Here is an 18,619-nt window from a genome sequence, read left to right on the forward strand (position 1 = left end):
TCTCAGCTTCCGACGGATCCCTCGTCACCGCGCAGCCAGGCCCGGATCTCCTTCCCGTGCTCGTCGAGCGCGGGGGGCGGCAGTCGATAGTCCACGGGCGTGTCCGACAGCGTGACAGGGTTGCGGACCGACGGCACCATCGCGTCTCCCTCGCCGACCTCGACGACCGGGTCCAGACCGATCTCGGTCGCGAAGCCGACACCCTGGGCGACGTCGTTGATCGGTCCGCACGGCACGCCGGCGGCGATGATGTCGCGGAACCACTCCATCTTGGTGCGCGTCCGCAGCCGCTCGACGAGCAGGGGGCGCAGCTCGGCGCGGTGGACCGTCCGGTCCTCGTTGCGGGCGAACCTCGGGTCGTCGGCGAGCTCCGGCGCGCCGATCACCTCGCAGAGCTTGCGGAACTGCGCGTTGTTGCCCGAGGTGATGATCAGCTCGCCGTCGGCACAGGGGATCGGCTCGTAGGGGTAGAGGCTCGGGTGACTGTTGCCCATCCGCTGCGGGACGACGCCGCCCGCGACGTAGGCGCTGGTCTGGTTGACCATTCCCGACAGGGCGGAGGAGAGCAGGTTGACCTCGACCTGCTGGCCCGTGCCGGTCAGGTAGCGCTCGTTGAGCGCGGCCAGGACGCCGATGGCCGCGTGCATGCCGGCCATCACGTCGAAGACGGATATCCCGGAGCGGAAAGGCTCCGTGTCCGGATCACCGGTGAGGCTCATCAGCCCCGACATGGCCTGCACGATCAGGTCGTAGCCCGGCAGGGCGGCGCCCCTCTCGGTCGTGCCGAACCCGCTGATCGAGGCGTAGACCAGGCCCGGGTTGGCCGGCGACAGGTCGTCGTACCCGAGGCCGAAGCGCGCCATCCCGCCGGGCCTGAGGTTCTCGATCATGACGTCGCACCGCGTGCCCAGCTCGCGGGCGAGCCCCAGGTCGCCGTCGTCCTTGAGGTCCAGGACGACCGAGCGCTTGTTGCGGTTCACCGCGAGGTAGTACGTCGAGATGCCGTCGCGCACCGGTGGGGTCCAGGCCCGGGTGTCGTCGCCGGCCGGCGACTCGACCTTGATCACGTCGGCACCGAGGTCGGCCAGCAGCATCGTCGCGTACGGACCGGCCAGCACCCGCGAGAAGTCTGCGACCAGGATGCCCGCGAGAGGTCCCGTCGGTCGTTCGGTCACTCAGGCCCCCCAGGTCTTTGCGGACGCTCGTCCGCGCGGAGTTCACCAGCGATGTCTCCTGTGCGTCAAGGTTCCTTCGACCTTGACAGACGGGGCCAAGGGGTCGAGATTGACCGCTAGACGGACATGTGTCCGCTCACCTCTCATCGCGGTCCCGGCCACGACGACGTCCCTGGCAGCACGGAGGAGGGGCCATGCCCGACTCGATGCCCGAGCCGGTCGTCCTGCGCGGCGGCACGGTGCTCACGATGGACGACGCGCACACCGTCCATCCCCGGGCCGACGTCCTGGTCGTCGGCGACCGGGTCGAGGCGGTCGGACCCAGCCTCCAGGTGCCCGAGGGCACCCGCGAGATCGACGCGTCCGGCGGCATCGTGATGCCCGGGATGATCGACACGCACCGGCACATGTGGCAGACCGCGATGCGCGCCTACGGCGCCGACTGGACCCTCACGCAGTACTTCGTCTGGTACTACCTCGAGCACGGCAGGACCTTCCGCCCCGAGGACATCCACGCGGGCAACCTGCTCTCGGCCTGGGAGTCGCTCGAGGCCGGCGTGACCACGACCGTCGACTGGTCGCACGGGCTCCAGACCGTCGACCACGCGGACGCAGCAGTCGACGCGCTGCTGGCGACTCCGGGCCGGTTCGTGCTGGCCTACGGCAACATCCAGGCGGGACCGTGGGAGTGGACGGCCGACCCGGCCGTGCGCGACTTCTTCGAGCGGCGGCGGACCGGGGCGGGCGACATGCTCGGCTTCCAGCTCGCCTTCGACGTGACCGGCGACCCGTCGTTCCCCGAGCGGGCGGCGTTCGAGGTGGCGCGCGACCTCGGCCTCGCGGTCACGACGCACGCCGGGGTGTGGGGCGCGACGAACGACGACGGCATCCGGCTGATCCACGAGAACGGCTTCGCGGCTCCGGAGAGCATCTACGTGCACGCCGCCACCCTGAGCGCCGACTCCTACCAGCGGATCGCTGCTTCCGGCGGCTCGGTGTCGGTGTCGACGGAGTCCGAGCAGAGCGCCGGGCAGGGCTACCCGCCGACCTGGCAGGTGCGCCAGTACGACATCCCGGTGTCCCTGTCGATGGACACCAGCGTGTGGTGGAGCGGCGACCTGTTCTCGGCCATGCGCACCACCCTCGGCGCCGACCGCTCCCGCGAGCACCTCGAGGCCCACGTCAAGGGCGACACGGTGACGGCCCTGTCGCTGCGGGCCGAGCACGTCGTGGACTGGGCGACCCGCGGCGGCGCACGCGCCCTCGGGAGAGACGACCTCGGTCGGCTGACTGCCGGAGCGAAGGCCGACGTCGTCCTGATCAAGAACGACGACTCGCCGGTGTCCTTCCCGATCGTGAACCCCTACGGCCACGTGGCCTTCCAGGCCCAGCGTGGCGACGTCCACACCGTGATCGTCGACGGCCGCGTGGTCAAGGACGCCGGGAAGCTGGTCGGCTTCGACGCCCCCGCCGTACGCCGGGGGATCGACGCGACGATCGACCACCTGCGCGCGGCGATGGGCGAGGAGACCTGGCAGGCGGGCATGCACCCGGCCCTCCCGGAGGGCAGCAAGGTGCTCGACAACCCCTACCAGTACACCGACTACCAGTCCGAGAGCACCCACGGCGCGCGCGGGACGATGTTCGGCGACCCCGCCTCGGGAGCCGAGGACTGAGGACCCGGAGGAACGACGTGGCAGGCCGAGGCTCGGGACCTGACTTCGTCGAGTCGCTCGCCCGGGGGCTCGACGTGCTCGGCTGCTTCGACGCATCACATCGCGAGATGTCCCTGGCCGAGGTCGCGTCGTCGACCGGACTGGCGCGGCCCACGGCACGTCGGCTCCTGCTGACCTTGCAGGAGCTGGGCTACGTCAGGTCGGTCGACGGCGCCTTCTCGTTGACGCCGAGGTGCCTGACCCTCGGGACGGCGTACGTCGCCTCGCTCGGCCTGTGGGAGATCGCACGCCCCCACCTGGAGGCGCTGGTCCGAAGGACCGGTGAGTCGTCGTCGATGGCACAGCTCCAGGGCAGCGACATCATCTACGTCGCGCGCGTCTCGGTGCCGAAGATCATCGCGCTGCGCGTCGAGATCGGCACCCTCTTCCCCGCACCGGTCACCTCGCAGGGCAAGGTCCTGCTGGCGTCGTTGTCGCCGTCCGAGCTCGACGAGGTGCTGGAGATCCCCAGCCGCAGCGGGCTCACGCCGCCGCACTCCTTGGTCGAGCCCGAGGAGATGTCACGGAAGAGCCTCGACGCCGAGCTCGCGCAGGTGCGTGCCCGCGGCTGGGCGCTGGCCGACGAGGAGCTAGCACCGGGCGTGCGCTCGGTGAGCGTGCCGGTCCGCGACGGAGCCGGGAGCGTCCGCGCCGCCATGAACGTCACCGTCCACGCGGCCGAGACGACGACCGGGACCCTGCTCGACCAGCATCTCCCGCACCTGCTGCGCGCCGCCGGCGAGGTCAGCAGCGACTGGGCCCTGTGGCAGTCACGACCGCATGCCGAGGCCCGCGCCTGACGTCTGGCTCCGATCCCGCGAGGACCCCGGCCGGAGCACCCGGTGGGGGTGTCGCGTCCTTGGTGGAGGGGCAGGCTTGGCGCATGGAGCGTTGCTCGGCATCGGCGGGTGCTTCCCGCGCGCGGCCGACCCGGCCGTCCTGAGCGCGTGGTACCGCGACTGCCTGGGTCTGGACACCCACGAGCACGGCGCCTGACGCCATGAGGCGGGCGCGACGGTCTTCGCGACGTTCGAGGCCGAGACCGACTACCTCGGGTCTCGCAGCCAGGGCACGATGCTCAGCTTCCGGGTCCGCGACCCCGACGCGATGCTCGGCCGGCTCCGCTCCGCGGGAGCCGACGTCGCCGGGGAGACCGAGGAGTTCGAGGGCGTCGGCCGCTTCGGCTGGGTCACCGACCCGGAGGGCGACCGGATCGAGCTCTGGCAGCCCGCCTGAGCGACGTCGCCGGGCCGCCGGGACCGGCGCGGAAATGGCGGGTTCCGGGTCATCACCGATCATGGACCCATGAGCCGGCAGCGCGGATGGTCCCTGGGCGTCGTGGCCCTCGTCTGCGTCGCGGCGGTGGTCGCCATCGTGCGGTGGACCACCGGCGGCGGCTCCGGTCCCGCGATCGGCGTCTACCTGTCCGGCAACAACGCGGGACTGAGCGCCTACACGTCCGGGTGGCGCGAGCAGCCCGCCGTCGCGTCGTTCTACCTGGGCTGGGACTCGCCCCTGCCGGCGACCATGCGGTCCGCCGCCGCCGACGGCCGCGAGGTGCAGGTCGCCCTCATGACCAAGATCACCGACGGCTCGTGGGTGACCTGGTCGGACATCGCCGCGGGCACCTACGACGACCACGTCATCGCGGTGATCAAGTCACTCGACGCCCTCGACACCCGGGTGCTGCTGGCCCTCGACGTCGAGCCCGACGCCAACTACGTCAACGGCGAGGGCGGTGTCGCCCCCGGCCAGACGCCCGCGGAGTACGTCGCCGCGGCCGACCACGTCGCCGACCTGATCCACGCCCACTCCTCGCACGTCCACTCGCTGGTCTGGCTCGCGGGCTTCGCAGACCCCGCGACGGAGGCGGCGTTCCTGCCGGCCCACTCCAAGCTCGACGACGTCGGCTGGGACCCGTACAAGACCGGCGGGCACGCGGACGGCGAGACCGCCACCCAGCTGTTCGCGACGTTCGTCAACGAGGTCCTGGTGCCTCATGGGTACGGCGACATCACCCGCCACATCACCGAGACCGGCATCCAGACCGACGCCTCGGACGCCGGCACGACGTTCAGCACGCAGACCCAGATCGACTTCCTCCGAGGCATCCCGGCCGCGATGGAGGCCGACGACATCCAGTCCGTCGTCTGGTTCCGAGCAGACTCCGGCGCCCACGACTACATCCCCACCGACCCGACCGTCGACACGGCCTTCGCCTCGATGCTGGCCGGGCGCTAGCGGGATTCCGGATCGCAAGGCTCGCGCGGGGACGAACCACCCTCACTCGTCGAGGAGGTCCCGTTCGTACCACTTGCCGGTCTTGCCGCCCAGGTCCTCCGGCCCTGCGGGACCGACGGGTCGGAACCCGTTGTTGAGCAGCACCCGCTGCGAGGCGAGGTTGGAGTACGACGTGGCGGCTCGCAGGGTGCGGACGCCCTGGTGGGCGGCGAGGGCACAGATCTCGCCCACGGCGGCGGTGGCCACGCCGCGCCCCGCCGCTCGACCCGCGACCCGGTAGCCGAGCGTGGCAACGCCCTCGTCGCCGAGGAGGAGGTTGAAGCGGCCGAGGATCGACCCGTCGTCGTCGGCCAGGACGTAGTAGGCGCCGCGGCCCGCGTCCTGGTCCGCGAGCATCGCGGCGTGGCGGTCGGAGAAGTGCTCGAAGTAGTCGTCGCCGCGGTCGGAGATCGACGTGGCGAAGTAGCCCCGGTTTTCGAGCTCGAAGTCGAGCACGGCGTCGGCATGGTCTGCGCGCAGCAGCTCGAGCTCTCCCACCCCGTGACCCTGACAGACCCGCGGTCCGAGAGCTATGACGCCAGGTCGACAGCCGGGTCGACAGCCGGGTCGACAGCCGGGTCGACCGCTAGGACGACAGGGAGGCGTGGTGGCCGGTCAGCCAGCTGACCCCGGCGAGGAGGTTGGCGGGCGTCCAGGTGGCGGCACCGGGACGGAGCAGGTGGCGCCTTCCGGCCGGACTGAGGTAGGCCCGCATCCTGCTCGGCAGGCCGTTGGTCCCCGTGACGTGCGCGTGCCCCGAGACGACGTAGCGCTCGACGCCCTTCGGGTCGAACATCAGCACCTCGTCGGCGTGGGCGATGTCGTAGGTCAGCGGCTTCCCGGTGAGCCAGTCGTGGTCGGGTGGGGAGTCCTCCTTGACCCGCTCCCAGTACACGCCGAGGTACTTCCACAGCTGCGTGATGTCGGCCTGGCTCCCGGTCAGGAGCTGCCAGTTCGCGAGCTGGTGGTGCGGGTCGTAGAGCTTGCGGTACGCCGTGAGGTGGCGGCTGTCGTCGCGGGCCGGGTCCACCGTGATGGTGAGGAACTCCACCTTGTCGGTGAGTCCCGCCGCATCGGCGGCCGTCGCCGCCGCGACGACGTTCGCGGTGTCGAGCGGGCAGTCCTCGGTGCAGAGCGTCATCGAGTCGGAGACCACCAGCGTCTTGCCACGGAAGTCGGAGAGCGTGACGGGGTGGCCGTCGGCGTCGCGAAGGGGCAGCGACTCGATGGCGGAGGGCAGCGGGCGGTCGAGGACCGTGCCCCCGCCGCCGACGGGGGCCGACGGCGCGTGGCTCGAGCCGCACGCCGTCAGGAGCAGGGCGGACGCGAGCGTCGTGACGGCCAGTGCCAGGGGCCGGCGGAGGACGGGAGACGGGACCAGGCGCACGCCACCATCCTCCACGGCGACCCTGAGCCGGTCGCGCGGCCCCCCCTCAGGCCAGGAAGTAGTGACCCGCGTCGAGGTCGGCGACCAGGCCCGGGCGGTTCGGGTCCCAGCCGAGCCGCTCGCGGGTCAGCGCGTTGGATGCCGGGGCGTCGGCGCCGAAGAAGCGGCCGATCCACCCGAAGTGCTCGTCGGCCCGGTCGGCCGGGATCGACGAGACCGGCACGCCGAGGCCGAGGCCGATGGCCTCCGCGATGGTCCGGGCCGAGATCCCCACCTCGGCCACGGCGTGGAAGGTCGATCCGGCCGGGGCATCGTCCACGACGCGGCGCACCAGGTCGGCCGCATCGAGGCGATGGACGGCCGGCCACCGGTTGGCCCCCTCGTCGACGTACGCCGAGATCCCCCGGTCGCGGGCGACCGCCACCAGCGTCGCGATGAACCCGTGATCACCCGCGCCGTGCACGGTGGGCGCGAAGCGCACGACCGACGCGCGCACCCCGCGGTCGGCGTACGCCAGGGTCGCGGCGGCATTGGCGATGCGAGGGTGGTTGGCCGGGTCGGGCACGTCCCGCTCGGTGCCGACGCGTCCCGGCGAGAGGCCGAGCGTCCCCGACGCGGTCACGAGCGGCCCGCCGGTGCCCGCGAGCACCTCACCCAGCACGTCGATGGCGGCACGGTCCATCGCCGCGGCCTCGGCCATCTGCGAGAAGTCGTGGTGGTAGCCCAGGTGCACGACGCCGTCGGCTCGTCGGGCGCCGGCGCGGAGGCTGTCGAGGTCGGTGAGGTCTCCGCGCAGGGCCTCGGCCCCGAGACCCGCGACCGTGGCGGCCGACGCCTCCGACCGGGCCAGCCCGACGACCTCGTGCTCTGCCGCGAGGAGCTCGGCGACGACCGCCGACCCGATCCACCCTGACGCACCGGTGACGAACACCCGCATGACGACCTCCCGCTCCCGGCCCGCCGAGCGGGCTCGATGTCACTTGATGACATCACGCTAGCACAGCGATGTCATGGTGTGACATCGCGTAGGATCCGGGCATGGGTCGCTGGGAGCCGGGCGCGAGTGGCCGCTTCCGGCAAGCGGCGATGGACCTCTACCTCGAGCGCGGCTTCGACCAGACGACCGTCGCCGACATCGCCGCCCGCGCCGGCCTCACGTCCCGCACCTTCTTCCGCTACTACGCCGACAAGCGCGAGGTCCTGTTCGACGGCTCCGAGACCCTGCGGTCGGCGATGGTCGAGGCGGTGGACCGCACCCCGGCCTCCGCAGCGCCGATGCGGGCGGTGGCCGCGGCCCTCGACGCCGCGGCGACGATGCTCGGCGAGCGTCGCGACTTCGCGCGACGCCGCCAGGCGGTCATCGACGCGAACGCGGAGCTGCGTGAGCGCGAGCTGGCCAAGATGGCATCGCTGGCCGGCGCCCTGGCCGACGGGCTACGACGCCGCGGCGTCGACGAGCCCGACGCGAGCCTGGCCGCCGAGGCCGGGATCGCGGTCATGCGGGTCGCGTTCGCACGCTGGGTGGGGGACGACGAGACCCGCGACCTCACCGCGGTCGTGCGCGAGTCGCTCACCCAGCTCGGTGCGATCACCTCCAGGGGTGGTCGGCGGCGAGCCTCGGGGGCCTCCCGGTGAGCCCGGCGGCCGGCGGCACCATCGACGCCGACTACCTCGTCGTCGGCGCGGGCGCGACCGGGATGGCGTTCACCGATGCCCTGGTCACGCACTCCGACGTCAAGGTCGCCATGGTCGACCGGCGGCCGGCCGTCGGCGGCCACTGGCTCGACGCCTACCCGTTCGTCCAGCTCCACCAGTCCTCGACGTTCTACGGCGTGGCGTCGACGGTGCTGGGCGGTGGCCGAGTCCAGCAGGACGGACCCGAGGCCGGCCTCCACGAGCGCGCCACGAAGTCGGAGATCTGCGCCTACTACGGTCGCGTCCTCACCGACCGGCTCCTGCCCTCGGGGCGGGTCGAGCTGCACACCGCGAGCGAGTACGTCGGAGACCGCCAGACGGTCTCGCGGGTCTCGGGGCGGCGGCTCACGGTCTCCCCGACCTGCCGCATCGTCGACGCGCGCTATCTCTCCCCCGACATCCCCTCGGTGATGCCTCCGCCGTTCGAGGTCACGCCCGACGCCCGCGTCATCCCGGTCAACGACGTCCCCCGCCTCGAGCACGCTCCGAGCGAGCTGGTGGTCGTCGGCTCGGGCAAGACCGCCACCGACGCGATCGTCTGGCTGCTCCGGCACGGTCTCGACCCCGACCGGATCGTCTGGGTCAGGCCGCGTGACCCGTGGATGCTCGACCGCGCGGTCGTCCAGCCCGACCCGGCCTCGATCCTCGGCATGGCGGCCGACATCATGCAGTCCGCTGCCGTGGCGTCCTCCCTCGACGAGGTGCTCCTGGGCCTCGAGGAGGCCGGCGTCATGATGCGCCTGGACCCCTCGGTGATGCCGAGCATGGCGCGGGCGCCGACGCTGGGACGCTGGGAGCTGGACCTGCTGCGCAGCGTCGAGCGCGTCGTACGCCGCGGGCACGTGCTCCGGGTCGACCGCGGGCTGGTGACCCTCGCCGAGGGCACCATCTCGACGGCGCCAGACGCGGTCGTGGTGCACTGCGCCGCCTCCGGGCTCCGCAACCCCCCGCTCGTGCGGGTGTGGAGTCCCTCGGCGATCACGCTCCAGCCCATCCGCGCGGGCTTCCCGTGCTTCGGCGCCGCCGTCGTCGGCTACGTCGAGGCGACCCGCGGGCCCGACCCGGACGAGGGCGCTGCGCGGGCCGAGAAGAACCGGCTGTGCCCGCCGTCGCCGTACGGCAACACCCTCGCCCACTGGGCGGCCATGAACGTCCGGGGCACCCGCGCGACCCAGGCGTTCGGGGGTGCGCCCGACATCAAGAGCTGGGCCGACTCGGTGGCCCTCAACCCCGCGCGCGTCCCCGCCGAGCGTCGGGCCTCGCCGGACGTGGTGGCCGCTCTCGCCCGGCTGGGCGAGCACACCCCGGCCGGCCTGGCCCGCCTCGCCGAGCTCGGGCGCGTCCAGGAGGACGTCGCCGACCCCTCCCCGCTCCGCCGCCTCGGGTCGTCCGCCTGAGGCCGGGCCCCGCGTCGTCGTGGAGCGGACGACCCGGTGGGCCCTAAGGTGCGGCTATGGAGCGAACCACCTTCACGGTCGACACCGGGTCCGGCGAGCTCTCGGGGTGGACGGCGGGCGAGGGCCCCCGCGTCCTGGCGATCCACGGCGGACCGGGCATGGGCTACGGCTATCTCGACGACGCCGTCGCCGAGCTCGCGACGAGGTATCACGTCGCGACCTTCCAGCAGCGGGGGCTGGCCCCGTCGACCGAGGACGGCGAGTTCACCGTCGCCGAGGCGGTCTCCGACATCGTCGCGGTCCTGGACGGCCTCGGCTGGGACACGGCCTACCTCATGGGCCACTCGTGGGGGGGACACCTGGTCTTCCACGCAGCCGCGGCCATCCCCCGGCGCATCGACGGCGTGCTGTCGGTCGACCCGCTGGGGGCCGTCGGCGACGGCGGGATGGCGGCGTTCGGCGCCGAGATGGTGGCGCGCCTGCCCGAGGAGCAGCAGGCCCTGGCGCAGGCGCTGGACGAGAAGGAGATGGCCGGCGAGGCCACCACCGAGGAGTCACACGAGGCTCTCTCGATGTTCTGGCCGTCGTACTTCGCCGACCCGGCCTCCGCGCCGGCGATGCCACCGGTGGAGTTCTCCGCAGCGGCGAACACCGGACTGTACGGCGACGTCGTCGCGCGCCTGCCGGAGCTCGAGTCCTCTTTGCCCTCCCTGACGACCCCGGTCGGCGTGGTCGTGGGCGAGCTGAGCCCGATGCCCACCACCGCCGGCACCGACAGCGCCGAGCGCATCCCGGGCGCCTGGAGCACCGTCGTGCCGGGGGCCGGGCACTTCGTGTGGCACGAGTCCCCCGGGTCGGTCGTGGAGGCGATGGACCGGCTCGTCGGGCCGGCGAGCGGGGCTCGCTGAGTTGCCCGCGCACCAGCTCGTCGTCGCCGACGCGACGCTGCGCGGCCGTGCGGGTCGCTGGCACGTCGGGATCGACGACGGTCGCGTCGCCGCCCTCACCCAGGACACGCTGACCGGTCGCGACGAGCTCGACGCCGCCGGCGGACTGGTCACCGAGAGCTTCGTCGACGCCCACCTCCACCTCGACAAGGTGCACACGCTGGACCGGGCCGGCGACGCCGCGCTGACGGCGTACACCTCGGGCCAGATGGGCTCGGCGCTGCACTCGATCGAGCTCGCGTCGGCGGTGAAGGCGGACTACGACCGGTCGTGGATCGAGCCGAACGCGCGGGCCGCGCTGATGCAGGCGGTGCGGTTCGGCGTGCGACACGTCCTGGCGTTCGCCGACGTCGACACCTCGGCAGGCCTCGAAGGTGTGATCCCCCTGCTCGCACTGCGCGAGGAGCTCCGCGGCGTCGTCGACCTGAAGGTCGTGGCGTTCCCGCAGGACGGGCTGCTCTGCGACCCGGGAGCCGAGGAGCTGGTCGGCGAGGCCGTGGACCTCGGTGCCGACGTGGTCGGCGGCATCCCGTGGGTCGAGCACACCGACGCCGAGGCGCGCGAGCACGTGCGCCGGATGTGCGAGCTCGCCGCCGCCCACGACCGGGGGGTGGCGATGCTCGTCGACGACGCCGGCGACCCGACGCTGCACACGACCCAGATGCTGGCCGAGGCGATGCTCGCGCACGGTCTCGTCGGGCGCGGCGTCGCCCACCACGCCCGAGCCGTCGGCCTCTACCCCCGCCCGTCCCTCGAACGTCTCGCAGGGCTGGCCAGGCGCGCCGGGCTCGGGTTCGTCAGCGACCCGCACACCGGGCCCCTGCACCTTCCGGTCCGCGAGCTGACCGCGATGGGGCTGCCGGTCGCGCTCGGGCAGGACGACATCGAGGACGCCTTCTACCCCTTCGGCCGCCACAACATGACCGAGGTCGCGTTCCTGGGCGCGCACGCGCTCGGGGCGGTCGACACCGCCGGGATCGACCTCGTCTACGACGCTGTCACGACGACCGCCGCGACCGTGCTCGGCCTCACGGGTCACCGACTCGAGGTCGGCGGCAACGCCGACCTCGTCGTCCATCGGCACGAGCGGCTGCGACCGGTGCTCGCCCATCACGAGGCGCCGGCGTACGTCGTGGCCTCCGGGCGCCTGGTCGCGGCGTCGTCCGCGGAGACGACGTTCTCCCTGCCCGGCCCGGGCTGACCGGTCCCGGCTGACGACGCAGGACCGCCACCGCGCCGGTGCCCTACGCTGCCCTGCGTGGGGGGATCAGGCGTGGACCCGGCCCGAGTGGCCACGCTCAAGCAGCGGGAGGACGCGGCCTTCGTCGCGGCGCGCCCACGCAGCCTGGAGCTGTGGGGCTCGGGGCAGCGCGTGATGCCCAACGGCGTGCCGATGAGCTGGCTGCGCACGTCGTACGACCATCCGCCGCTGTTCATCGGGTCGGCTGCCGGGTCGCGGCTGCGTGATGTCGACGGCCACGAGTACGCGGACTTCAACATCGCGGACATGTCGATGTTCACCGGCTACGGCTCGGCTCCCGTCGTCGCGGCGGTGAGCAGCCAGGTGGCCCTGGGGTCGCAGTACCTGCTGCCGACCGAGGACTCGGTCTGGGTGGCCGGCGAGCTCGCCCGGCGCTACCGCCTGCCCTGGTGGCAGTTCACCCTGTCGGCGACGAGCGCCAACACCGAGGTCCTCCGGATCGCCCGCTCCTCGACCGGACGGGAGAAGGTGCTGGTCTTCGACGGCAAGTACCACGGTCACTTCGACGACGTCCTGGTCGAGCTGGAGGACGGCCGGCTCGTGCCGGAGGAGGGTGGTCTGCCGCGCGACGTCACCACCCGGACCCTCGTCGTCCCGTTCAACGACCTGGCGGCCCTGGAGCGGGCGCTGGCGACCCGCGAGGTGGCCGTCGTCATCACCGAGCCGGCCCTGACCAACAACGTGGGCCTGCTGATGCCCGACGACGGCTTCCACGCCGGCCTGCGCGAGCTGACCCGGGCCACGGGCACCCTCCTGGCCTACGACGAGACGCACACCCAGGTCGTCGGCCCGGGCGGACTGACCCGGATGTGGGCGCTCGAGTCGGACTTCGTGACCGTCGGGAAGTCCATCGCAGCGGGCATCCCGCTGGGCGCCTACGGCATGACCGCCGAGGTCGCGTCGGCCCTCCAGCGACCGGGTGGTCGCGACGACGACAAGCCCCAGGTCGCGGTCGGCGGCACGCTCTTCGGCAACCCCGTCTCGATGGCGGCGGCCCGGGCCACCATGAGCGAGGTGCTGACCGACGAGGCGTACGCCCACAGCCAGCGCCTCGGCGGCCGGCTCGCCGACGGGCTGTCGAAGGTCGCCGCCGGGGCCGGACTGGCGTGGACCACCCATCGGTTCTGGCCGCGCTCGGGGTTCACGTTCGGCCCGAGCATGCCGCGGACGGCGAGCGAGGCGCTGGCAAGCCTCGACGTGCCGATGCGTCGCCTCGCGCGGGTCTACCTCGCCAACCGCGGCGTGTGGGACGCCATCGTCGGCGCCGGGCCGACGTGCTCGGTCGCGGCGACGGACGACGACGTCGACGCCTACGTCGCGGCCTACGCCGCCCTCGTCGGCGAGCTGACCTGACCCTTGGCTGGTGGTTGGTTGCCAAATCCCCCGCTGAGGCGGGGGATTTGGCACTTCCTGGCCGCTGCAACCCCCGGGAAGTGACAAGAGAGGCCAAGAAGTCCGGCGCCGATGCGGCAGGGTAGCCGCATGGACGCCCAGCAGGTCGCCGAGATGACCACGGACCAGCCGCTCCGAGTGCTCGTCAGCGCCGGCGCCTCCGGGATCGGCGCCGCGATCGCCGACCGATTCCGAGCCGATGGCGCACAGGTGAGCGTCTGCGACAACGACGAGGACGCCGTGCGCACCGCCGTCGAGGCCGACCCCGAGCGGTACGGCGTGGTCGGCGACGTGTCCGACGCCGCCGACACCGAGCGCTGGGTCCGCGCGGTCGTCGACCGCTGGGGAGGGGTCGACGTCCTGGTGAACAACGCCGGTGTCGCCGGCCCGACCGCGCGCGTCGAGGACATCGGCCCCGAGGCCTGGCGGCAGTGCCTCGCCGTCACCCTCGACAGCCACTTCCTGATGGCGCGGCTCGTCGTGCCGCACATGAAGCGGCAGGGGTCGGGCGCGATCGTGGGCATCTCGTCCACGGCCGGGCTCTTCGGCTACGGCATGCGCACGCCGTACGCCGCCGCGAAGTGGGCCGTGATCGGCTTCACCAAGTCCCTGGCCGTCGAGGTCGGCCCGTTCGGCATCCGCGCCAACGCGGTGGCACCGGGTTCGGTCGAGGGTCCGCGGATGGGTCGGGTCATCGCCGCCGAGGCCGCGGCGCGGGGGGTCTCATCCGACGTCGTCGAGCGGGAGTACGCCGAGGCCCAGTCGATCCCGCGGTTCGTCAGGCCGGCCGAGATCGCCGAGCTGTGCGCGTTCCTGGCCTCGCCGCAGGCCTCGATGGTCAACGGCCAGGTCGTGGCGGTCGACGGACACACCGAGACCTTCCACATCGCCACCCGCTGACCCCGGGGTGAGCGCCGCGGCGCCGAGCCCGGCAACTCACCGGTCGTTCGCGCGCGAGGAGATCGCTCTCGAGAACGACGCGAAGCCGGACGCACCTGCCTACTGTCGGACGCGGGAAGCATCCGGAGAGCCACCTCGACCGGCCCGGCTCGCTCCTGCGTCGCAGGGGGAGTCGCAGGGCGACACGAACGGAGAGTCTGGTCATGAGGAGCTCGCAGCACGACCCGCAGACCACGGCGGCAGAGACCGGCACGACGTTCGAGCGAGTGCCGGACAACCCGATCCCGGTGCTGATCTACCTCCCGGGTCTTGGCAGGTCGGCCAAGAACACCGCGGACACGGTCGCGGACATGATCGCGAAGTCGCTGGACCTGAGGGACTCCGCGCACAGGTTCACCGCCGAGGCGAGCCACGACGTCGTCACCCCCACCGGCCTGACCGCGAGCAAGACCGTGCTGGGCCCTGATCGCAAGCCGGTGCTCCAGCTCTTCCAGCTCGACTACCGAGCCGCCCTCGAGGAGTCCCCGACCGCGTTCGCGCCCTCGGTCGGCCCGGGCGCGATCAAGGCCGGGTTCCTGGCCCTCCAAGGCATCCTGTGGTGGGTCGGTGCCCTCCGGAGACCGGCGAAGACGGCCCGGACCAAGCTCCAGCTCGTGCTGGGTCTGTCGTGTGCGCTTGCACTGGTCGTCGCCGCCCTCGTCGCCTTCGTGGCCCTGTTGACGACCCTCGGACTCCAGGTGGGATGGCTGGACAAGACGTTCGGCGCGGAGGACAAGGTCGCTGCCTGGACGCTCGGCATCTCGTCCCTGGGCCTGACCATCACCTGGGCGAAGCTGCGCAAGGACCTCCTGGCTTTGGCCCTGCTCACCGAGAGCCTGATCCGCTTCGCGAAGAACGAGGACGTCCTGGCCGACACCATCACCAGACGCCTCGACCACGCCGTCAACGACCTGACCGACGGACACTGGATCGGCCCGATCCATCTGCTCGGCTACAGCTTCGGCAGCCTGGCGACCTACGAGGCGATGTTCCCGCGCACCACCTCCCTGGTCGGCGTCGTACCGGCCCAGTCGATCGACACGATGGTCACCATCGGCTGTCCGTTGGACCTGGTTCGGCTGTACGCCCCGGAGTACGTCGACGGTCGTGCGGCGCGCAACCCTGGGCTCGCGTGGACCAACGTCTTCAACCAGGCCGACGTGTTCGCCTCGAACCTCAAGGACGGCGACGACACTGGTGCGGGTGCGGCGGACGTCGTTCCGACCGGCGGCGCAGGGGCGGCCGACGACATCGCGACCGGCCGGGCTCCGGAGTCCGTGAGGTACCTCGACCAGGAGATCGCCGTGAGACACCTGCTTCTCACCGGGCACATCCACGCCGGCTACTGGACCGATGCCAGCAAGGCGAGCTGCTTCGACAGGCTGGTCGGGATCTGGGTCCCGGCCACCGCCTGAGCTTCTGGCCCTTGACGCCCCTCGCGATCCTGCCGCAGCGACCTCGACCCTGGTGGCCAGGCCTCCCGCACCTCGCCTTCCCCCGATGCCGCGGGTCCTGGCAGGGTGCTGCCGTGAGCTGTCGTCGGATGGTGCGGGTCGGCGACGTCGAGCTGTGCGTCGAGACGTTCGGCGACCCTGTCGATCCCCCCGTCCTGCTCGTCGCGGGAGCGGCCGCCTCCATGGACTGGTGGGACGACGACCTGTGCCGCCGGCTGGCCGCTGGCCGGCGACACGTCGTCCGCTACGACCACCGCGACACCGGCGAGTCGACGACCGGGCACCCCGGGTCGCCCGGGTACGGCGGGATGCAGCTCACCCGCGACTGCCTCGGGCTCATCGAGTCTCTCCGACTCGGAGAGGTTCATCTCGTGGGAGTCTCCATGGGCGGCGCGATCGCCCAGGTCCTGGCTCTGCGCCGGCCCGACCTCCTGGCGAGCCTGACGCTGGTCTCGACGACGTCGGTCGGCGGCACCGACTCCGAGCAGCTCCCGGGTCCCACCGCCGACCTCCGGGCGTCCTTCGGCTCCCCGCCGCCCGAGCCGGACTGGTCGGACGCCGCCGGCTACGCCGACTGGGTCGTGGCGGGCCAGCGTCCCTACGCAGGGTCGATCGGGCTCGACGAGCCCCGCGTGCGCGCAGTGGCGCTCGGCGTCCACGCCCGCAGCCATGACCCGGCGGCAGCCGCCAACCACTGGCTCGTCGTCGGCGAGGACGACGAGGCCGACGCCGAGCTCGAGCCACTCGACGTACGCCGGATCACCGTCTCGACGCTGGTGGTGCACGGCTCCGAGGACCCGCTCTTCCCGCTCCCCCACGGCCGAGCCCTGGCAGAGGCGATCCGCGGCGCGACGCTCCTCGTCGTGCCCGGGATGGGTCACGAGGTGCCTCCGGCGCCGGCCTGGGACGTCGTGGTGCCGGCCGTGCTCCGCCACACGGCCGGCCAGGCCCACCGACTGCTCTGAGCGATGCTCCAGGCGAGGTCGTCACGGTTGAGACGGCGGGCGCGGCATGCCAGGCTCGCGGCATGGAACGCGTATGGGTCTTCGACCATCTCGCCGTGGCAGTGGCCCGGATCGACTTCCTCGACCCCGAGGTCGCCGGTACCCCGGACGCGCGGGAGCGCGGCGTGCGCATCGAGATCCGGCCGGCCCGGTGGTCCTCACACGGCTCGATCTACGTCTCCGACTCGGCGAGCCTCGACCCGGCGTTGTGTCGCATCGACCTCCTGGAGTCGGCGGCCGGCGCCGCCGACCGGATGCACTGGCACCCGTCGATGCCGGACGGCGAGCCCGGGAGCCGCACCTTCGAGCCGGCCATGCCGCCGGATCCCGTCGGCTGGCTCACGGCGTTCCTGGGCGACCTGGGCGACTACCTCGCCTCGTCCGACGCTCCTGGCGCGTCGGCCATGGCCGATGACCTGGAGGCCGTCCGGGCCGCGCGCGACGAGATCGGCCGAGCCGTCGACGAGGGTCTCGCCTGGGCCCGCGAGGACTGGCCGGTGGCCACCCACGACCCCCGCGGACGCGCGATCGCCTGAGCCCCGGTCTGCGCGGCGTCACGACGCAGCGCGGACCAGCGCCCGCCCGGCGTGGAGGTACGCCGGACGACCGGCGCCGTCGTCGCCGAGGAACGCGTAGAGCCGGTGCATCCCGCGATCCGGGTGCAGCGCGACCAGGGTCGTGTCGCGGTAGTGCACGAGCTCGGTGCGGCTCGGGACATCCCCGAACTCCACGGCGATGCCCTTCGGGATCTCGTCGAGCCAGACGCGTCCGTCGTCACCCTGGCTGACGACCAGGTCGGCCACGTCGCAGGAGTAGGTGCCTGCGTACGCCGTCGCATCGATCGGCCCGGGTCGGGCGGGCGGCCGTGGCAGGCCGGGCAGCCGCGTCGTGGTCAGCTCGGCCAGGGCGTGGCCCACGACGTCGGCGTACAGCGCCGCGGCGTTGCCACCGTTGGTGAGCAGAGCCACGGCGACCCCGGCATCGGGCACCATCCTGAGGAACGCCGCCTGGCCGATCGTGTTGCCGTCGTGACCCACGATGTCGCCCGCATCGGTGTCGAACCGCTCGAAGCCCAGGCCCCATGACGTGCCGAGGAAGCCGAGGTAGGGCAGCCCCACCTGGCGTGCCTGCATGTGGGCGGCCGTCCCCGGCGCCAGGACCTGCGTGCCGTCGGGCGCCCGGCCGTCCTCGAGCTGCATCCGCGCGAACGCGAGCAGGCCACGCGCACTCATCGCGAGCATGGAGCCGGCCGGGATGTTGGACCGCGACAGGGCCCACACCGTCGCCGGCTCGTACGCCGCGTCCTGGGCCGGCTGGATGTGACCCACCGCGGCGCGGAACAGGATCGCCTCGTAGGGGCTGGTCGCCGCGTGGGTGATGCCGAGCGGGTCGATCAGGCGCTCACGCAGACACACGTCGTACGGCTTCTCGCGGAGGACCTCGACCAGCCGGCCCAGGACGCTGAACCCGGCGTTGTTGTAGGACCACATGGCGCCGGGCGGGAACAGCTGCGGGACGTCGTGCAGGACGTCGAGGTACTTCTCGATGCAGTCGTCACCCACTCCGGTGTCGGTGAAGATGTCGCCCTCGAAGCCGGCGGTGTGGGTGAGGAGCTGGCGCACCGTCACCCGGCTCGCCGCGTCCTCGTCGGCGATCCGGAACTCCGGGAGGTAGGTGCGGACCCTCGCGTCGAGGTCGACCCGGCCTTCGTCGACCAGCTGCATCACCAGGGAGCTGGTCCAGAGCTTGGTGACCGACCCGATCTGGAACACGGACTCGACCGTGGCCCCGACCATGGTGCGTCTGCTGAGGATGCCCGCCGCGTGCTCGACGACGTCGCCCTCGGCCAGCACCGCCACGCCGGCCGCCGGGACGTCGTGCTGCTCGAGCAATGCCGGCAGTCGCTCGGAGAGCCAGTCGGACAGGTCGGCCAACGTCGTCACCGGATCATGCTGTCAGCGATGCCGCGTCCT

General features: G+C 72.5%; 18 protein-coding genes. 13 read left to right on the plus strand and 5 right to left on the minus strand.

What is annotated here, in order from left to right; all coding sequences use genetic code 11:
• Positions 1-2 precede the first annotated feature (2 nt).
• Positions 3-1,175, minus strand: coding sequence for a CoA transferase (locus VHW64_RS05475; RefSeq protein ID WP_329649504.1), 1,173 nt, complete (start codon positions 1,173-1,175; stop codon positions 3-5).
• A gap of 194 nt (positions 1,176-1,369) precedes the next feature.
• On the opposite strand from VHW64_RS05475, the gene VHW64_RS05480 reads away from it, so the two are divergent.
• The 4 genes from VHW64_RS05480 (at position 1,370) to VHW64_RS05495 (ending at position 5,131) form a co-directional block, all read left to right on the plus strand.
• Positions 1,370-2,851, plus strand: a complete 1,482-nt coding sequence (locus VHW64_RS05480) for an amidohydrolase family protein (protein ID WP_329649505.1) — start codon at positions 1,370-1,372, stop codon at positions 2,849-2,851.
• Between the two features lie 17 nt (positions 2,852-2,868).
• On the plus strand, positions 2,869-3,690 hold the full coding sequence (locus tag VHW64_RS05485; protein WP_329649506.1) for an IclR family transcriptional regulator domain-containing protein: 822 nt from the start codon (positions 2,869-2,871) through the stop codon (positions 3,688-3,690).
• Positions 3,691-3,964: 274 nt separating this feature from the next.
• Entirely contained in the window at positions 3,965-4,126 is a 162-nt protein-coding gene (locus tag VHW64_RS05490; RefSeq protein WP_329649507.1) for a hypothetical protein, read from the plus strand.
• 69 nt (positions 4,127-4,195) lie between these two features.
• A complete protein-coding gene (locus VHW64_RS05495; RefSeq protein WP_329649508.1) occupies positions 4,196-5,131 on the plus strand; it encodes a hypothetical protein in 936 nt (311 codons plus the stop codon).
• 42 nt (positions 5,132-5,173) lie between these two features.
• Here the strand turns inward: VHW64_RS05495 and VHW64_RS05500 are convergent, their stop codons facing one another.
• From VHW64_RS05500 to VHW64_RS05510, 3 genes are all read right to left on the minus strand, one after another.
• Positions 5,174-5,668 (minus strand): GNAT family N-acetyltransferase, encoded by a 495-nt coding sequence (locus VHW64_RS05500; protein ID WP_329649509.1) that lies wholly within the window; start codon positions 5,666-5,668, stop codon positions 5,174-5,176.
• 88 nt (positions 5,669-5,756) lie between these two features.
• Complete coding sequence (locus VHW64_RS05505) at positions 5,757-6,557, minus strand: SCO family protein (protein ID WP_329649510.1); 801 nt, start codon at positions 6,555-6,557, stop codon at positions 5,757-5,759.
• A gap of 46 nt (positions 6,558-6,603) precedes the next feature.
• Entirely contained in the window at positions 6,604-7,494 is an 891-nt protein-coding gene (locus VHW64_RS05510; RefSeq protein ID WP_329649511.1) for an SDR family oxidoreductase, read from the minus strand.
• Between the two features lie 101 nt (positions 7,495-7,595).
• Between VHW64_RS05510 and VHW64_RS05515 the strand changes: the two genes are divergently transcribed.
• The 9 genes from VHW64_RS05515 to VHW64_RS05555 all read left to right on the plus strand — a co-directional run bounded on the left by VHW64_RS05515 (position 7,596) and on the right by VHW64_RS05555 (position 17,182).
• Entirely contained in the window at positions 7,596-8,192 is a 597-nt protein-coding gene (locus tag VHW64_RS05515) for a TetR family transcriptional regulator (protein ID WP_329649512.1), read from the plus strand.
• Positions 8,189-9,649, plus strand: coding sequence for an NAD(P)-binding protein (locus VHW64_RS05520; RefSeq protein ID WP_329649513.1), 1,461 nt, complete (start codon positions 8,189-8,191; stop codon positions 9,647-9,649). The genes VHW64_RS05515 and VHW64_RS05520 overlap by 4 nt, the downstream gene beginning before the upstream one ends.
• Positions 9,650-9,705: 56 nt before the next feature.
• The gene (locus VHW64_RS05525) at positions 9,706-10,557 is read left to right on the plus strand and encodes an alpha/beta hydrolase (protein WP_329649514.1); all 852 of its coding nucleotides are present in this window, start codon (positions 9,706-9,708) and stop codon (positions 10,555-10,557) included.
• A 1-nt stretch (position 10,558) separates the two neighbouring features.
• A complete protein-coding gene (locus VHW64_RS05530) occupies positions 10,559-11,797 on the plus strand; it encodes an amidohydrolase family protein (RefSeq protein ID WP_329649515.1) in 1,239 nt (412 codons plus the stop codon).
• Positions 11,798-11,854: 57 nt separating this feature from the next.
• Positions 11,855-13,210 (plus strand): transaminase, encoded by a 1,356-nt coding sequence (locus VHW64_RS05535; protein ID WP_329649516.1) that lies wholly within the window; start codon positions 11,855-11,857, stop codon positions 13,208-13,210.
• A gap of 129 nt (positions 13,211-13,339) precedes the next feature.
• Entirely contained in the window at positions 13,340-14,149 is an 810-nt protein-coding gene (locus VHW64_RS05540) for an SDR family oxidoreductase (protein ID WP_329649517.1), read from the plus strand.
• 203 nt (positions 14,150-14,352) lie between these two features.
• Positions 14,353-15,603 carry a hypothetical protein gene (locus VHW64_RS05545; protein WP_329649518.1) on the plus strand — a complete coding sequence of 417 codons (1,251 nt, stop codon included), beginning with the start codon at positions 14,353-14,355 and terminating at the stop codon, positions 15,601-15,603.
• Between the two features lie 113 nt (positions 15,604-15,716).
• The gene (locus tag VHW64_RS05550; protein ID WP_329649519.1) at positions 15,717-16,607 is read left to right on the plus strand and encodes an alpha/beta hydrolase; all 891 of its coding nucleotides are present in this window, start codon (positions 15,717-15,719) and stop codon (positions 16,605-16,607) included.
• A 62-nt stretch (positions 16,608-16,669) separates the two neighbouring features.
• Positions 16,670-17,182 carry a hypothetical protein gene (locus tag VHW64_RS05555; RefSeq protein ID WP_329649520.1) on the plus strand — a complete coding sequence of 171 codons (513 nt, stop codon included), beginning with the start codon at positions 16,670-16,672 and terminating at the stop codon, positions 17,180-17,182.
• Between the two features lie 18 nt (positions 17,183-17,200).
• Here the strand turns inward: VHW64_RS05555 and VHW64_RS05560 are convergent, their stop codons facing one another.
• Positions 17,201-18,589, minus strand: coding sequence for a serine hydrolase domain-containing protein (locus VHW64_RS05560; protein ID WP_329649521.1), 1,389 nt, complete (start codon positions 18,587-18,589; stop codon positions 17,201-17,203).
• Between the last annotated feature and the right edge of the window lie 30 nt (positions 18,590-18,619).

The sequence above is a fragment of the Nocardioides sp. genome (assembly GCF_036267815.1).
GTDB lineage: Bacteria > Actinomycetota > Actinomycetes > Propionibacteriales > Nocardioidaceae > Nocardioides.

Bases quoted from the DNA above. Each gene is read 5' to 3' on its own strand.
- VHW64_RS05480 (WP_329649505.1), top strand. From the start codon at position 1,370: ATGCCCGACTCGATGCCCGAGCCGGTCGTCCTGCGCGGCGGCACGGTG.
- VHW64_RS05490 (WP_329649507.1), top strand. From the start codon at position 3,965: ATGCTCAGCTTCCGGGTCCGCGACCCCGACGCGATGCTCGGCCGGCTC.
- VHW64_RS05495 (WP_329649508.1), top strand. From the start codon at position 4,196: ATGAGCCGGCAGCGCGGATGGTCCCTGGGCGTCGTGGCCCTCGTCTGC.
- VHW64_RS05510 (WP_329649511.1), bottom strand. From the start codon at position 7,494: ATGCGGGTGTTCGTCACCGGTGCGTCAGGGTGGATCGGGTCGGCGGTC.
- VHW64_RS05515 (WP_329649512.1), top strand. From the start codon at position 7,596: ATGGGTCGCTGGGAGCCGGGCGCGAGTGGCCGCTTCCGGCAAGCGGCG.
- VHW64_RS05525 (WP_329649514.1), top strand. From the start codon at position 9,706: ATGGAGCGAACCACCTTCACGGTCGACACCGGGTCCGGCGAGCTCTCG.
- VHW64_RS05540 (WP_329649517.1), top strand. From the start codon at position 13,340: ATGGACGCCCAGCAGGTCGCCGAGATGACCACGGACCAGCCGCTCCGA.
- VHW64_RS05545 (WP_329649518.1), top strand. From the start codon at position 14,353: ATGAGGAGCTCGCAGCACGACCCGCAGACCACGGCGGCAGAGACCGGC.
- VHW64_RS05555 (WP_329649520.1), top strand. From the start codon at position 16,670: ATGGAACGCGTATGGGTCTTCGACCATCTCGCCGTGGCAGTGGCCCGG.